Origin of the sequence: Stenotrophomonas hibiscicola ATCC 19867 (genome assembly GCF_000382065.1) — a bacterium.
Lineage (GTDB): Bacteria > Pseudomonadota > Gammaproteobacteria > Xanthomonadales > Xanthomonadaceae > Stenotrophomonas > Stenotrophomonas hibiscicola.
On sequence record NZ_KB907500.1, the window covers coordinates 126400 to 141404 of the forward strand.

Genomic DNA, 15005 nt, shown 5'->3' on the forward strand with positions numbered 1-15005 from the left:
TCGCCGGCGGCAAAGCACGCGGTGCAGCACGGACGTTGCGGACGAGCACGAGACACACCATGGATGTTTCAGCGTAACCACAGGGGAAAATGGATGAAGAAGTTTCTGTTCGCAGCGATCCTCGCTGTGTCGCTGGTGGGCTGCACCACCAATCCGCCGCTCAATTTCTCGGTGCCGAACGTCGGGGTCAGCAGCAAGAAGATCGACGGTGAGCTGAAGTCGCTGACGGTCACACTGGCACGCCCGGACGAGGCCAAAGGCAAGATCCCGGCGCAGGCCCAGCACGAAGTGCCGCAGATGTGGCAGAACGCGCTGACCGAAGCACTGAACAAGATGGCGGTGTTCCGCGACGATGCACCGGTGAAGCTGAGCCTGTCGGTGAAGATCCTGGCCATTGACATTCCCAGTTTCGGGGCATCGATGACCACAAAGACGATCGCCCGTTATGAGCTGATCGATCGTGCCACCGGCAGCATCGTCTACACCCAGGACGTCAGCGCTTCCGGCGAGGTGCCGTTCAACTATGCATTTGCCGGTGTCATTCGCGCTCGCGAATCCATCAGCCGCTCGGCGCAGAACAACATCGCCCAGTTCCTGCAGGCGCTGGAGACCGTGGACATCACCAAGCCGATGTTCCCCAACAAGCAGGAAGCGCCGTGAGACGCCCGTTGCTGACCGCTTCGGTGGCGGCAATGCTGACGGCCTGCGCACCCAACGTGCGCACCGACAGTTACTCCATCGGCTCGGTGGGACAGGTCAACCGCACGGTGGGCGGTACGGTCGTCAGCGTTCGCGCGGTCAGTATCGACGGTTCGCAGGGAGGCGGAGCCGTTGCCGGCGCTGCGGCTGGCGGGGTGGCCGGCTCCACCATCGGCGGCAGCGACCAGGCAGCGGCCATCGGTGCCATTGGCGGCCTGGTGGCAGGCGCGATTGCCGGTGCGGCCTCTGAACGCGCACTCTCCCAGGCCAAGGGCCTGGAGTACGTGGTGCAGACGGAGAACGGCAATCTGATGACCGTTGTGCAGGGCCCGGACCCGGTGTTCAGCACCGGCACGCGAGTCTTGGTGCTGTATGGATCCCCCTCGCGGATCATTGCCGATCCGCGTCAACCGAAAGCTGCTCCGTAGTACCCGTGGTGCCCCTCCTGCCAGGGGCATCGCTCCAGCCGCTACGGGTGGTGTCATTCAACCCATCCGTATTGCGTGTAAGCGCGAGCGCATCCGGCCGGAATGCGCCGCCGCAGTGGAACCGGAAGTGTCTTCAACCCTGGCAATCGCCTTCCGTGCTTCCATGGCCGCGATAGGTTTCTCCCCACTCGCGCATGGCCAGCAGCACCGGCACCAGCGTGCGGCCGAACTCGGACAGCTCGTATTCCACCTTCGGCGGCACTTCCGGGTACACGTGGCGGATCACAACGCCATCTGCTTCCAGTTCACGCAGCTGGCTGGTGAGCATGGACTGGGTGGCATTGGGCACCCGCCGGGTCAGCTCCATGAAACGCCGCTTGCCGGTCATCAGGTGAAACAGAATGATCGGCTTCCACACGCCACCGATGACCGACAGCGTGACTTCCACCGCGCAACCACTCTTGCCGTCCCACCGTTTGCTACGCATGCATACTCCGGAAAACCATAGTACCTACGGAAAATCGTCGTTCTTGTTGCGATAGAGGCGCGAGCCTAGCATGGCCCCATCCCATGAATGTGAGGCCATCCATGACGTTCAAAGCACTGCTGACCCGCAAGACGAACAACCAGCTCTCGACCGAGCTGGTCGATTTCGACGAGGCCGACCTGATGGACGGCGACGTCCTGGTACAGGTCGAGTACTCCACGCTCAACTACAAGGATGCGCTTGCCCTCACCGGCAAGAGTCCGATCATCCGGACGTTTCCGCTCATTCCCGGCATCGATCTGGCAGGCGTAGTGCTGGAATCCAGCAGGGCCAACTTCAAGCCAGGCGATCGCGTCGTGCTCAATGGCTGGGACCTGAGCATGGGCCACCACGGCGGCCTGGCCCAGCGCGCGCGCGTGCGGGGCGAGTGGCTCAACCGGATTCCCGACAACCTGACAACCCGCGACGCCATGGCCATCGGCACCGCTGGCTACACCGCGATGCTGTGCGTGCTGGCCCTGGAACATGCCGGGGTGGCGCCTGCACAGGGCGATGTGCTGGTCACCGGCGCCAACGGCGGCGTCGGCTCGATCGCGGTGGCGATCCTCTCGAAGCTGGGCTACCGCGTGGTGGCCGCCACCGGGCGACCGGAGCACGCCGACTATCTGCACAACCTGGGTGCGGCCGAGATCATCGATCGTGCGCAGCTTTCGGAGCCGCGCGAGCGGCCGGTGAGTGCCGAGCGCTGGGCCGGCGTGGTGGATGTGGCCGGCGGCACGACGCTGGTCAATGCCATCGCCGAAACGAAGTACCGCGGTGCCGTGGCCGCCTGTGGCCTGGCCCAGAGCGATGCGCTGCACGGCTCGGTGCTGCCCTTCATCCTGCGCAATGTGACCCTTGCTGGCATCGATTCGGTGAATGCGCCACAAGAGGTTCGCCAGCGCGCCTGGGATCGGCTCGCGACCGACCTGGATCCGCGGAAGCTGGAAAGCACCGTGCAGCAGATCGGCCTGGCAGAGGTGCTGGATGTCTATGAGCAGATCATCCCCGGCAAGGTGCGCGGCCGCATCGTCGTGGATGTGAACGCCTGACGCCTGTCGCGCTGGCGAGGGTGCAATGCCATCGCTGGCGCGCGTGTGCGAGTGACCGGAAACGCAGCGTGCCATGCCAAGCCGCCTTATCATGGGTCGGCAAGGGCGCTTTACGCCCGGTGACGTACGCAAGGCAGTATCTGGATGTCTATGGAATGGCGCCCCTCGCGCTGGGGCCAGCGTGTGACCCGCTCGCCGGACTGGCAGTTGCGGCTGGATGGCGAACAGGTCGCGCTTTTGATCGACGGCAGGCAGTACCGCCAGCATGTAGCGAACGAACACAGCGTGCGGGTCGTTCGCGGCGTGCTCTGGTCCAGGGTCGAACTGACGACCGAGCGCGGTGAGGCACTGTCCGTGGATGGGCTGCCCAACAGCCAGGGCTCCCGGCTTGCGGCTGCCGTGCAGCACGTGCTTTTCGCGCGCTCCAGGCGGGGGCGCAAGGCACTGTTTGAGCGCGTTCTGGCGCAGATCCAGGCGTGGCTGGCCGAGGCAGATGCGCTTACCGACCGAGGCACCACCGGCCGCCGCTGGATCACGCACGAACAGCAGCAGGCGCTGCTGGCCGACCGCCCCACCCTGCCCCTCCCGTCAGCCGAGCTCGAGCAGCTGTTCCTCGACGAGGAGGTGCACGACGACCTGCACGCGCCCGGCCACCGCATGGCGCTGGACGCACTGCACGACTGGCAGCTGGATTGGCCCGCCGTGTGGGCGGACGCCAATGAGGCAATGGCGACCCGCGAACTGGGTCTGGCCAAGCCCTTCCTGGACCGGGTCGAGAGCAGGCCGCTGACCGAGGAGCAGGCTCGCGCCGTCATCTGCTTCGACAACCGCGTGCAGGTCGTGGCCGCGGCCGGCTCCGGGAAGACCTCCACGATGGTCGCCAAGGCCGCGTATGCCATTGATCGCGGCTTTTTCGAACCCGAACGGATCGTGATGCTCGCCTTCAACAAGGATGCCGCCCAGGAGCTGCAGGAGCGCGCACAGCGATGCTTCAGCCGGCTCGGCATGGGCGACACCGTAGTGGAGGCCCGGACCTTTCACGCCCTGGGCCTGTCCATCATCGCCAAGGCCACGGGGCGCAAGCCGGATATCCCGGAATGGGCGGTCGACGCGGCGCTGGGCTTCAACAAGCTGGCCGACCTGGTGGACGACCTGAAGGATCGCTCGACCCACTTCCGCACCCAGTGGGACATGTTCCGCCTGGTGTTCGGGCGCGACCTGCCGCCATTCGGCGCGGAAATGGAGGCCGATGGCTACGACCGCGATGGCACGCCCTACATCCGCACACTGCAGGGCGAGCGGGTAAAGAGCCTGGACGAGTGCGTGATCGCCAACTGGCTGTTCTACAACGGCGTGGTGTACGACTACAAGCGGCGCTACGAGTTGGATACCGCGACGGATACCCATCGCCAGTATCGCCCGGACTTCTACTATCCGGACGCCCGGCTCTGTCACGAGCACTTTGCGCTGGATGCCGATGGCCAGCCGCCGAAGCACTTTCCCAACTACAACGAAGGGATGCACTGGAAGCGGCCGCAGCATGCGGCACGCGGCACCGCAGTGGTCGAAACGACGTCGTTCGGCCTGCGCAGTGGACAGGCCCTGCAGGATCTGGCCGAGCGGCTGGGTGCGTCTGGTGTCGAACTCGACCCGAACCCGGATCGCGAGCTGCCTGACCAGGGTGCCAGGCCGATGCCCGATGCCGACCTGATCGGCTTGATGCGGACCTTCATTGCGCACGCCAAGAGCAACTGCCTGACGCTGGACGATATGGCAGCGCGCCTGCGGCAGATGCCTGAGGATCAGTTCAAGGAACGCTACCGGCGCTTCCTGGAGATCGCCGGGCCGGTTTTCCAGGCCTGGGACGATGCACTGGCTGACGAGCGCAGCATTGATTTCGAAGACATGCTCAACATGGCCGCCGGGCTGCTGGAACAGGGCCACTATGAATCACCCTACGAACTGGTGATGGCCGACGAATTCCAGGACGCTTCGCGCGCCCGTGCGCGCCTCTGCCGTGCGCTGGTCAGCCAACCGGGCCGCCATCTGTTTGCGGTGGGCGATGACTGGCAGTCGATCAATCGCTTCGCTGGCGCCGACGTTTCGGTGATGACCGGTTTCCGCGAGTGGATGGGGCATGGCCAGGTGCTGAAACTGGAGCAGACGTTCCGCTGCCCGCAGGCACTGTGTGATGTTTCCAGCCGCTTCATCAGCCGCAACCCCGCGCAGATGGCCAAGAAGGTCCGCTCTGCTGCGCCGGCAGTCGGCCCGGTGCTGCAGGCGTTCCAGATGAACCGGCGTGAGGAGGTGCAGGATGGCGTTCGCCAGTACCTTTCGAAGCTGCACCAGCAACTGTTGTCAGGCGCGGTGGCGCAGGGCCGCAATGGACGCGTGACGGTCTTTGTTCTGGGGCGGTATCGCGCGGATCGCGGTGCGATGCCTTCGGATTGGAAGACGGCCTTTGGCAGCACGATGGACGTCGAGTTCCTGACCGCACATCGATCGAAGGGGCGCGAGGCGGACTACGTGATCCTGCCGGGCATGATCAACCGCAGCTTCCCGAGCCTGCGTGCGGATGACCCGGTGCTTTCGCTGGCAATGCCGGACGGGGATACCTATCCACTGAGCGAAGAACGACGGTTGTTCTATGTCGCGCTCACGCGTGCGCGGCGGTCGGTTGCGATGTTCACCCTGCAGGGCAAGCACTCGCCATTCCTGGATGAGCTGGTGAAGGACGGAGCAGTGGAAGTGACCGCGATTTCAGGTGCGGCCATTTCGGAAGAGCGCTGCCCAGCGTGCAAGGTGGGCGTGTTCGTGGACCGCAATGGGCCGCATGGGGCCTTCCGGTCGTGCTCCAGCTATCCGTTGTGCCACAACAAGCCGAAGGATGGGCGTCGCGGGTAGAGAAGCTTGAGAAAACAAGAAGGCCCCTGTCGCCAGGGGCCTTGTGGAATCCTGGCGGAGAGAGTGGCAGACGAACAAAATTTATGTTTAAAGTCTGAGCAGCTCACCCCTCCAGAAAAAACACATAAATTCAATGTCTTATTTCAAATAAATTGGTTCGCCTTCGCTGGCCAGCAAATCAAGATGTCCCTACAATGTTGGGAACAAAGTAGGGAACACATATGAAGCTCACGGTCCCATTCATCGGCAAGGCAACCCCGGGCAGACACGGTGATGGAGGGGGACTCTATCTGCTTGTGAAGTTGGATGGGCGGAAGACTTGGGTGTTCCGTTATCGAGACAGAACAACGGGGAAGCAACGCGACAAAGGACTAGGCCCTTACCCGGATGTCAAGCTTGCTGAGGCCCGGGAACTTGCCGCCAACTGTCGTTCACAACTCCGGCAGGACATCGACCCTATTGCCTTCAAGAGGGACGCCCGAGAGCGAGCGAAGGCTGAGCAAGGAAGAATGATGACCTTTGGTGAGTGCGCCACACGATTCATTGCCGCCAACAGGCCCTCATGGCGAAACGCAAAGCACGCAGACCAGTGGCAGTCGACCATTGAGACCTACTGCAGCGCAATTCTTAAGCTTCCCGTGTCCGAAGTCGATACCAACCATGTCTATCGTGCTCTTTATGAAATCTGGGAAAGAAAGACAGAGACAGCGACGAGATTGCGTGGGCGCATTGAGCGAGTTCTGGATTGGGCTAGCGTGAACAAGCTTCGTTCAGGCGACAACCCGGCGAGATGGAAAGGCAATCTGCAGCACCTCTTACCTGCACCCGAGCCACTCAAGAATGTCGAGCACCGCCCTGCCCTACCGTACTCAGAGGTGCCTGGATTCATGAAGAAGCTCGAGCAGCGAAGAGAGCTCTCAGCCCTCGCGCTACAGCTTCAGGTACTGACAGCCACCCGGCCTGGTGAAGCAACAGGCGCAAAATGGGAAGAAATTGATTGGCAGGCGAAGCTGTGGACAGTGCCGTCCAGCCGAACAAAGAGCAAGAAAGCGCACGAAGTTCCGTTAAGCGAAGAAGCCATTGCGCTTCTGAAAAGGGTGCCCAATTGCGGGAAGCCCCACATCTTCCCCGGCAGGGCGAACAGGCCAATAGTTACCGCGTCTTCCTTGAAGGTTCTGCGGGGAATTCCTGGTGCCGAAGAAGCCACTTGCCACGGGTTTCGCAGTTCGTTCCGAGACTGGGCTGCTGACAAGACAAATCATGAAAGGGACATCATCGAGATGTCCCTTGCACACAAGGTGGCAGGGAAAGTTGAAGCCGCTTATCTGCGAACCAAGATGCTTGAAAAGCGGGCAGCGCTCATGGCGGACTGGGGAAATTACTGCCTCGCAATCACTGGCGACTGAAAGCACCATGCCCCTGTGCCACAGCAAGTACCTAAGCGCCTAAGTCGAAAGAATGTCGAACTTGTTGCCCCGAAGCGCTAGCCCTCGTTGAGAAATCGTCCATTCTCGTAGCTCCAAGCCTTCCTCCCCGGAAGGTCTCGGACCTTGACTACTCCGCCACTCCAATCGAGGTAGTAGTTGCTGCCATTCCTGCTGAAGTATCCAGGCAACGTCGCGGCACTGACATCCCGCCATTGCCGACCGTCGAAACGCTCCACGGTTAGGAAGGGTGTGCCAGCGTTGTTCTCGGTGTAGATGACAAGCGTATCGGTAGAACCAGGCGGCAAGAACAATTGCGTGCTTGCATCCAGCTCGGCAAGACCGCTGGCAGCATCCACGCGCACAAAGTCCGATATCGCAAGGGTGGCGTAGTCCGAATGCGCCTTGAGGGCCGCGATTGCGTCGTAGATGCCCTTAAATCCCCCGAAGGCCGACGACTCGTTGTTGCCGCAATCCGAAGTCAACGGAGAGGCGATTCGCCTGGCTTTAACGTTGACCAGACGGGCCTCCAGTCGCTCATCGTACATTTCGTCCTCGGGCAGTACCCGCAAGCCCGACAGGACCACTGTCGCGTCACCATCGGCTCCGTAGCCGCACCCGGCCCGACGTGGCCGCTGAGCAATACCCAGGAGCTTCGAACCTTCGGCAGGATTGGACACGCAGAGAGCACCGCCGAAATGGCGTAGCTCGGGGCTCTGTGCAATCGATACAGCCCGCAGTCGGAAGCAAAGGCTCATCCCTTCATCTGTCTCCTTCTGCGATGCGTCTTGGTACTCCCATTGACCACTGACTACCAGCGGGATGACTTGAGCCTGCGACGTCAGCGGGTACAGCGCCAAAGCCGTCACCAACACAATTTGCTTATACATTCTTCGTCCTTGTGTCAGGTCAGTTCGAGTACGGCAGGCGATAGACAGACTGCGCCTTGTAACCGGGATTCTGGGCCTCGGCGGTACGTCGGGCTTGGTCCGGGGTGCTGGCGTGGACTGTCACCACGAACGTGCCACTGCCGCCTCCAGGGCGGCCCATCTTCACTTCATATGCTGCCATTGTGGTTCGCCTTCATCCTTGTTGGAGTTGTCAAAGGGGCAGAACGGACGTGATGTCCTTTGCCCTCGAGTCGGAAAGCAGTTCACGCATGCGGTCGTACGGCGGGATGCTATCTCCCACATCAGCGCAGACTATCGTTGCCACCCCCTTTTCATAGAAGAACGTTGCTACTCGCTCTTCGTGCGGCTGCATCGTGACGTGCATCAGCGCGTGTACGCTCTTGGAGCGCCCCACCATTCGGCCCTCCGCATCAAAGCCAGCACACTCCATGTTCACTTCACGCAACCCGTTAAGGTGATTCCTCATTACGCAGTTGTAGCTGATGGGGCCGCGCCGCTCGCATGACACCGGCCGAACATAGCCGAATGAAACCAGCTCGCCGGGACCGGCCTTAGACGCGAGCTTGTCGCAACCAGCTGGCAAGAACAGAACGATGGCAATGCAAAGCGAGCGGAAAGCGCTCATAAGACTCCTCATTGAAGATTGGTTAGGAAAATTGCCGTCGCCAGCACCACTCAGCGCTGGTGCAGGTCGGCTTCGCAGTTGGGGCAGGAGTGAATGTCCCGGCCGCCCGAGAGCCCCAGAGCGCTTGCCAGGCCGCCCACGATGACAGCGACCATCGTCCCGATACCACCAAACAGAACAGAGGCAATGCTCGCCGCTATCGCGGCCAGCAGAATGCTGCCCCACCACGTGGCATACCAAGGCTTGATGCGCGCCTTGATGCCCATCGGACCTACATAGCCGCATTCGAGGCATGTGATGCGCTCGGCGTGCTGACGATACTTCTTGAGGTTCTGCCGGATGTGCTCGGGCAGGACTCCCTGCTGAGCGGGAGTTCCGCCGGGTCCCATACGCTGACTCATCTATCCCCCTGTGGTTGGCAATTCCATGCAGCGCGCTGTAGGCGTAGTTGACTAAATCACTTGCACCTTAGGAGCCGACCATCACCCTCAAACCATTGCTAGGCAATGGTTTCGGACGAAGCGGCACCACCCGTTCTCACGAAAACAAATAAGACCGCGAGAGCACCACGCTACAAATAATGTAGCATACGAAGGGTGTCGGGAAAGCCATCCTGTAGGACGCTACAGGACTGTTTCTTTCACGGCTCATGGCGCTTCCCAAACTCCGCAGCATGTTCACCAAGCGCCTGAAAGAGGCGCGCTTGGCTATGGGCATCTCTCAACGAGAGCTTGGAAGGCGAATTGGCCTCTCGGAGGAAGTCGTGTCCAGCAGGGTGACTAGGTACGAGTTGGGAACTTCGGAACCCGACTTCGCCACGGCAGATAGGCTCGCCAAGGAGCTTGGCGTTCCGTTGGCCTATCTGGTGGCTGACAATGACGCAATGGCCCAGATTATTCTGAGCGCAGCCTCCCTATCACCATCCGAGCAGCGAAAACTAGCGTCAGAGCTGTCTGCCGACGCCGTGCGCAGTCCCATTAGACCTAAACGCGAGTGACCAGTGGTCCACCACATTAGACAGAGCTTGGCATGGCACTACCACAATGATGCTCGGGAGTTCCTTCGCCGCTATGGACTACTGCGGCCAGAGGATTTCACCAAATCCGGCCGGGTGAAGAATTTCGTGGACGTGCTGTTAGCTGCTGAGTGCGTTCTCAAGGCGCACATCTTCCTGGGAAAGAGTCAGACCGAGCCGCTGGCGCTGTATCGAGAGGTCCGAGGACTCCGCCACGGCATTCGCTCCCTCGCCGACAGGGCTGACTACTCGGACGATAGAGAGCCCTACAATGCCCTCTCCGCTCGCTTTGACCAGCTATCTGTCAATCTCAGGTATTCCCTCGACATGTGGGAGACGTTCTTCCCTGGCTTGGGGGGCGAAGAACAAGTCGCGCGATATGACAACACCGTGGCCAACACCCGATGGCGGGAAGCAGCGGTTGCCGAGGTGCAGCATCTGGTTGAGATGTTAAGCGGGGAGCTCACCGGAGAGGAGGACTGCGGAATAGATGATGAGTTCAGGCAGATGGTGGAGATGGCTGAGTTCGTGCGTGAGGCCAAAATCATCCGCTAGGTCTGCAGTGCGCGATATACGCTACTGCGACTTATGGAGAAGCGTTCGGCCAGCTGCTCGATGCTAAAGCCGTCTTCAGCGCGCATCCTGCGGATACGCTCCTCCTGCACCTCTGTCAAAGCCTTTTTCCGGCCAAATTTGGTTCCCTTCTGCTGAGCAAGCGCAATCCCGTCACGCTGGCGCTCAGCCCGAATATCCGCCTCGAACTCAGCGAAAGCCCCCAGTAGGTTGAACATCAGCTTCCCCTCTGATGTCGTGGTGTCCAAACCCTGGTCCAAGACGCGAAGACTGACGTTCTTGCGCTTAAGCCTGTCTGCAATCTTGGCCAAGTCCAGGACGGACCTAGCGACACGGTCTAGACGGGAGACCACAAGCACGTCGCCATCCCGCACGTACTCAAGAGCTGCTTGAAGCTCAGGACGATTCTCTGCCTGACGGCCAGAGCGCTTCTCTTGGTAGACCTTCCCGCAGCCCGCTTTGGTGAGCTTGTCCAGTTGGACATCCAGAGATTGACCAGCCGAGCTGACACGTGCGTAGCCAATGATTTCCATTTCAATGAGTCTCCAAAGCTCTAGATGTTTTGAGAATACCATTTTGAAATGAGATTTGGAACATGCTGACAGGCATCCCAAGATGTATACAAAATGAGACGCACAGGAGAAACTTGAGGCTCATCGCAAGCTAGCCCTGGGACAGGCAAATGCCATTCGAGTTCTCCATACCAACTTCCGCTGCGAGCGCCCTGCGCACCGTTCTCAAGGAGGGCGAGTCACTAATAGTTGTGGGAGCCAATGGAAGTGGCAAGACACGACTTGCTGCATGGATTGAGAAAAACTTCGGAGAGCGAGCTCATCGAATATCTGCGCATCGCGCACTCACGCTCAAGCCAGGAGTTCCCAAAATTAGAGAGTCTGATGCGCTTCAAGGTCTGCGGTTCGGGACGACTGGTAGTAATATTAGCCTCGCGCATCGCACGCTCAATCGGTGGGGCAAGGACGAGGTGGGCGGTATCCTCAATGATTTCGACTATCTACTACAGGCCTTGTTTGCGGAGCAGTCACGTACCGCGTTACTGAGTCATAAACGTGTTCGTTCGGGCGACCATACTGCCGCTGAGCCGACGAAATTTGAGAGGCTGCAGTTCATATGGGAGCAACTGCTTCCACATAGAGAGCTAGTCGTTTCCGGCGATGACATCCAAGCCCAGAGAATTGGTGGCGACAGCCTGTATAGCGCATCAAGCATGAGTGATGGCGAGCGAGCAATCTTCTACTTGCTTGGTCAAGCATTGATGGCCTCAGAAAATTCTTTGTTTATCGTGGACGAACCAGAGCTTCATATGCATCGCTCTATTATGAGCAAGCTCTGGGATAGGATTGAGAACGAAAGGCCGGATTGTGCCTTTGTGTTCATCACGCATGACCTTGAATTTGCCACCTCTCGGGTGGGGCAAAAGATAGTTATCGGCGACTATCAATCTGAGGTCCCTAGCTGGAGTGTCGAACCTGTTCCGGAAGATAGCGGGTTTAGTGAGGAATTGACGACACTGTTACTTGGAAGCAGACGGCCAATCCTATTCGTCGAAGGTGATATGTCCAGTTTGGACAAGGCGATATACCGATGTATCTATCCTGGCTGGACCGTCATACCGCGTGGTTCATGCAAGGATGTCCTTCACGCGGTCTCAACCATGAAATCCAACGCGACGCTGACACGTATTACCTGCGTCGGAATTGTCGATGCCGATGGCTACGACAATGAGGAAATTGAAGCATTAAATGCAGGCTCAGTTCATGTGCTTCCAGTCTCGGAAATTGAGAATTTGCTCATGCTTCCGGAGGTTAGCAGAGAGATTGCGGCAGCCGACCACATGTCAGATGCTGAAATTGAGGAGCGACAAGCTCAACTGTACGACGCACTTTTTGCGCATGTAAGTCAAGATGATGTTATTGAAGCGACGGTGGCACGTTATTGCCTTAGACGCATAGACCGCGCGCTTAAGAAAACAGACTTGAGTAAGTCCAAGACAGTTGAGGCGATTGCGAAAAACTATGCGGCTCAAGTTCAGACCCTTAGCATTGAGGCCATAGCTGACCAGCGACGAGCGCGAATCATAGGAGCTGTCTCGCAGCGCGATATCCCCGAGTTACTTGCGTTGGTTGACGACAAGGGAATGCTTGCTGAAGCGGCATCTAAGCTAAAGAACACTACGCGCGCGTTATTTGAATCATGGCTTACACGCGTACTTATGAATGAACGTGCGCCACAGCTCGTGGCACAATTAAAGACGAAGCTTCCAGAAATTGACTGAAATGGTTTTGACCCCATGGATTCATTGCATGGCAACTTAAATAGAAAATCTGGGGAGAGCTGACTCCCCAGAGCTATTCGATAGCAATGTACCCCGAGGTATAAACCTCCCATACGAAGTGAATCTAGTTCTTAAGTCGTAGCCCGTACAGGTACAAATTTCACAAGCACACCATCGACGCTATCGCTGCACTTCTTTAGGGCATAGTTAGTCAACTCCACCCTGTCCTGCTGCGCTAGTATTTCGACATACCAATCGTCTCTGCCGGGGCAGTTGACTCTCGGGTCACCACAGCGTCGCCCTGAAGCCCGCCAGAGCCTTCTGACCACATCCTTGTGGTCCATCGGGCTACCGGGCAGGCGCATAAGGCAATGGATGTGCGTTCCTTGTCGCACCCCGGTCGGTGATGTACTCCATATCATTTCCGCACCGTAGTCCTCGACTATCGGACACATGGCGATTCGCTTCTTCGACTTCGTACCGAACAGGTAGCCCTTGAGTTTGTGGGCGAAAGTACCGAATGCCTTCTCCGCAAACTTGTAGCTCACCCCGTCGCTCCCACTGAAGGTCAGTGTCACCATCACGTTGTGCTGCCCAAGGAGGAGCCAATCGGCGGCTTGCTCCTGCAGGGCTGTTCTTGATTTCGTTGAATCCGTGTCGTCCATTGATATGCCTTCAAGAGCGTTTGCGCGCGTGCTCTTGTGCAATACTTATCGCCGCTATTTACATTTCGCAATTGGGAGGCGGCATTGGTCAGAATCGGCGGCAACCCGACCCTTCGCGATGTGCGCAATACCGACACCACGGCCGCAAATCGCAAGCGACGAAAGCTCGCAGACGAGTACGCCAGAAAGACGGCAGAACTACTGCGGGAAGCATCCCGGCAGTACCCAAGCATGCTCCATGTCGACTATGCGGACTGGCTAAATGACAACAATTGGCCTACCCGGAAAGGTGGACGCTGGACCGCAACGCAGGTTGGTCGTGTCTTCAAGAGATTCGGGCTAGCAACGCCACCCAAGCGAAAGAAGCGAGGGATACGGCAATACGTGCAGCGGTCTACCACTCCAGCGGAGTGACCGTTATGAGCGAAGCCGCCAGAACGGGGCAAGCCGTTATCGATAGCCGGTGTCGACAGGGAGAACGGGCACCTGCCCGCTTGGCAGGGAACAATGTTGGGAACAACGCGAGCCACTCAGTGCAACATCCTTTACAATCATGATGTTGCGTTTGTAATTGGCGGAGAGAGTGGGATTCGAACCCACGGAAGGTTTGACCCTTCGCCGGTTTTCAAGACCGGTGCCTTAAACCGCTCGGCCATCTCTCCAATCGGGTCCCGGTCGCCCGGGCAGCGGCATATTCTCGCACGTGAAGGCCATTTGCCCAAGACCACCTTGCCCCTGCCCTCCGCATCCGGCACGGTGGGGGCCTTCACCGCACTCGGAGCCCCCATGGCCCACCTCGACCTGGCCAACCTGCGCACCACCCTGCTGGATGACACCCAGCTGGCAGCTGTGGCCCTGCACCGCACCTTCGCCGGCCATCTGCCGGTCAGCAGCGGGCACCTGGTGGTCTGCGATCCGCTTGTCCAGGCCGAAGCACCAGCGCTGGCCGACTACACCGCCCCGCTGGGCCGGCATCCGGTTGAGATCATCGTGCACAGCGGCCGCCCGGCGCTGGCCGTGGTCTGGTTCAAGCCCCGCGAAGCCCTCACTGCGTCTGCCCTGCACTGGCAGATGGCGCGCTGGACCACGCAGGACCTGACCGGCCTGGATGAGGACAGCTTCATCGGCTACCCGGTCGACGCCGGCATCGGCTGCTTCATGGATACCGACACCCAACAGGCACTGCTGGCGCTGATCGAACGGGCCGATGGCGACGAAGACAATGCGTGGTCGGATGCCCTGATCGACCACGACGGCCTCGACGAAGGCGCCGAGTACCGCCCCTGGGGGGAAGACTCGCCGCACGGCCTGGTGGTGTTCACCAGCGGCTGGGGCGACGGTGTCTATCCCAGCTACTGGGCGCTGGATACGTCCGGCATTCCGGTCGCCCTGGTCACCGATTTCCTGTGCATCCAGGGCGGCGATGGACGCGACGAGCGCGAGATTGCCGACCAGGCCTATCGCGACAGCCTTCCACCCGACGAAGCTGAAGCGCTGGCACGGCTGGTAGCGGCCGTTGAACGCGACGACCCGGATGCGCTGCACGTCCTGTTGAAGGACGCGCCGCAGCGCGCCAACCAGATCGAACCAGGCTGTGGCGGCACCGCTCTGTACGAGGCGATCCGCCTGGACCGCCCGCAGGCATTGCGGGTGCTGCTACAGGGTGGCGAGCTACCGGCGATGCCCGAGCGCCTGCACATGAGCAAGGTGACCGGCTATCTGGACTACGCGCGGTTCCTGAAGAAGCCGCGCAGCGCGGAGCTGATGGCGGTGCTGGAAGCACCGGCCATTGCCGAGCCCACACCGGCCGCACCGCCGCGGCGCGGCTTCTGGGTCCGACTGTTCGGCCGGAACTGACCGGGGCCGGAAAGCAGCAACGCCGGGCATGGC

The 15005-nt window shown here is 59.9% G+C and carries 16 protein-coding genes and 1 tRNA gene; 9 read left to right on the top strand and 8 right to left on the bottom strand.

The genetic code is table 11. The features are described from left to right. Positions 1 to 93: 93 nt before the first annotated feature. Complete coding sequence (locus tag G370_RS0109045; RefSeq protein WP_019660305.1) at positions 94 to 660, top strand: putative periplasmic lipoprotein; 567 nt, start codon at positions 94 to 96, stop codon at positions 658 to 660. Positions 661 to 668: 8 nt separating this feature from the next. Then, positions 669 to 1127, top strand: coding sequence for an outer membrane lipoprotein (locus G370_RS0109050; protein ID WP_019660306.1), 459 nt, complete (start codon positions 669 to 671; stop codon positions 1125 to 1127). Between the two features lie 133 nt (positions 1128 to 1260). Here G370_RS0109050 and G370_RS0109055 read toward each other — a convergent pair whose 3' ends face one another. Next, a complete protein-coding gene (locus tag G370_RS0109055; RefSeq protein WP_019660307.1) occupies positions 1261 to 1614 on the bottom strand; it encodes a winged helix-turn-helix transcriptional regulator in 354 nt (117 codons plus the stop codon). Positions 1615 to 1715: 101 nt separating this feature from the next. Between G370_RS0109055 and acuI the strand changes: the two genes are divergently transcribed. The 3 genes from acuI (at position 1716) to G370_RS1000000121325 (ending at position 7015) form a co-directional block, all read left to right on the top strand. After that, positions 1716 to 2705, top strand: coding sequence for an acrylyl-CoA reductase (NADPH) (gene acuI / locus G370_RS0109060; protein ID WP_019660308.1), 990 nt, complete (start codon positions 1716 to 1718; stop codon positions 2703 to 2705). A 150-nt stretch (positions 2706 to 2855) separates the two neighbouring features. Beyond that, entirely contained in the window at positions 2856 to 5609 is a 2754-nt protein-coding gene (locus tag G370_RS0109065) for a UvrD-helicase domain-containing protein (protein ID WP_019660309.1), read from the top strand. 221 nt (positions 5610 to 5830) lie between these two features. After that, positions 5831 to 7015 carry a tyrosine-type recombinase/integrase gene (locus G370_RS1000000121325; protein WP_080112521.1) on the top strand — a complete coding sequence of 395 codons (1185 nt, stop codon included), beginning with the start codon at positions 5831 to 5833 and terminating at the stop codon, positions 7013 to 7015. 77 nt (positions 7016 to 7092) lie between these two features. Here the strand turns inward: G370_RS1000000121325 and G370_RS0109070 are convergent, their stop codons facing one another. From G370_RS0109070 to G370_RS0109085, 4 genes are read right to left on the bottom strand one after another with little or no spacing between them, the layout of a single operon-like run. Further along, a complete protein-coding gene (locus G370_RS0109070) occupies positions 7093 to 7923 on the bottom strand; it encodes a hypothetical protein (protein WP_019660310.1) in 831 nt (276 codons plus the stop codon). A 19-nt stretch (positions 7924 to 7942) separates the two neighbouring features. Then, positions 7943 to 8104, bottom strand: a complete 162-nt coding sequence (locus tag G370_RS1000000121595) for a hypothetical protein (RefSeq protein WP_019660311.1) — start codon at positions 8102 to 8104, stop codon at positions 7943 to 7945. A gap of 30 nt (positions 8105 to 8134) precedes the next feature. Next, positions 8135 to 8569, bottom strand: coding sequence for a hypothetical protein (locus G370_RS0109080; RefSeq protein WP_019660312.1), 435 nt, complete (start codon positions 8567 to 8569; stop codon positions 8135 to 8137). 50 nt (positions 8570 to 8619) lie between these two features. Next, the gene (locus tag G370_RS0109085) at positions 8620 to 8970 is read right to left on the bottom strand and encodes a hypothetical protein (protein ID WP_019660313.1); all 351 of its coding nucleotides are present in this window, start codon (positions 8968 to 8970) and stop codon (positions 8620 to 8622) included. A gap of 272 nt (positions 8971 to 9242) precedes the next feature. On the opposite strand from G370_RS0109085, the gene G370_RS0109090 reads away from it, so the two are divergent. Together G370_RS0109090 and G370_RS0109095 are read left to right on the top strand one after the other, a co-directional pair. Further along, positions 9243 to 9566: a helix-turn-helix domain-containing protein gene (locus G370_RS0109090; protein WP_050563267.1), complete on the top strand. Its 324-nt coding sequence runs from the start codon at positions 9243 to 9245 to the stop codon at positions 9564 to 9566. 3 nt (positions 9567 to 9569) lie between these two features. Continuing rightward, positions 9570 to 10139 (top strand): hypothetical protein, encoded by a 570-nt coding sequence (locus tag G370_RS0109095; RefSeq protein ID WP_154081330.1) that lies wholly within the window; start codon positions 9570 to 9572, stop codon positions 10137 to 10139. Here the strand turns inward: G370_RS0109095 and G370_RS0109100 are convergent. Continuing rightward, on the bottom strand, positions 10136 to 10690 hold the full coding sequence (locus G370_RS0109100; protein WP_019660316.1) for a recombinase family protein: 555 nt from the start codon (positions 10688 to 10690) through the stop codon (positions 10136 to 10138). The genes G370_RS0109095 and G370_RS0109100 overlap by 4 nt on opposite strands. A gap of 149 nt (positions 10691 to 10839) precedes the next feature. On the opposite strand from G370_RS0109100, the gene G370_RS0109105 reads away from it, so the two are divergent. Continuing rightward, positions 10840 to 12450 carry an AAA family ATPase gene (locus tag G370_RS0109105; RefSeq protein WP_026347060.1) on the top strand — a complete coding sequence of 537 codons (1611 nt, stop codon included), beginning with the start codon at positions 10840 to 10842 and terminating at the stop codon, positions 12448 to 12450. 131 nt (positions 12451 to 12581) lie between these two features. Here the strand turns inward: G370_RS0109105 and G370_RS0109110 are convergent, their stop codons facing one another. Next, positions 12582 to 13115: a hypothetical protein gene (locus G370_RS0109110; protein ID WP_019660318.1), complete on the bottom strand. Its 534-nt coding sequence runs from the start codon at positions 13113 to 13115 to the stop codon at positions 12582 to 12584. 572 nt (positions 13116 to 13687) lie between these two features. After that, positions 13688 to 13777: transfer RNA gene (locus G370_RS0109115), tRNA-Ser, on the bottom strand. A 124-nt stretch (positions 13778 to 13901) separates the two neighbouring features. Between G370_RS0109115 and G370_RS0109120 the strand changes: the two genes are divergently transcribed. Continuing rightward, a complete protein-coding gene (locus G370_RS0109120) occupies positions 13902 to 14972 on the top strand; it encodes a DUF4241 domain-containing protein (RefSeq protein ID WP_019660319.1) in 1071 nt (356 codons plus the stop codon). Positions 14973 to 15005: the final 33 nt, after the last annotated feature.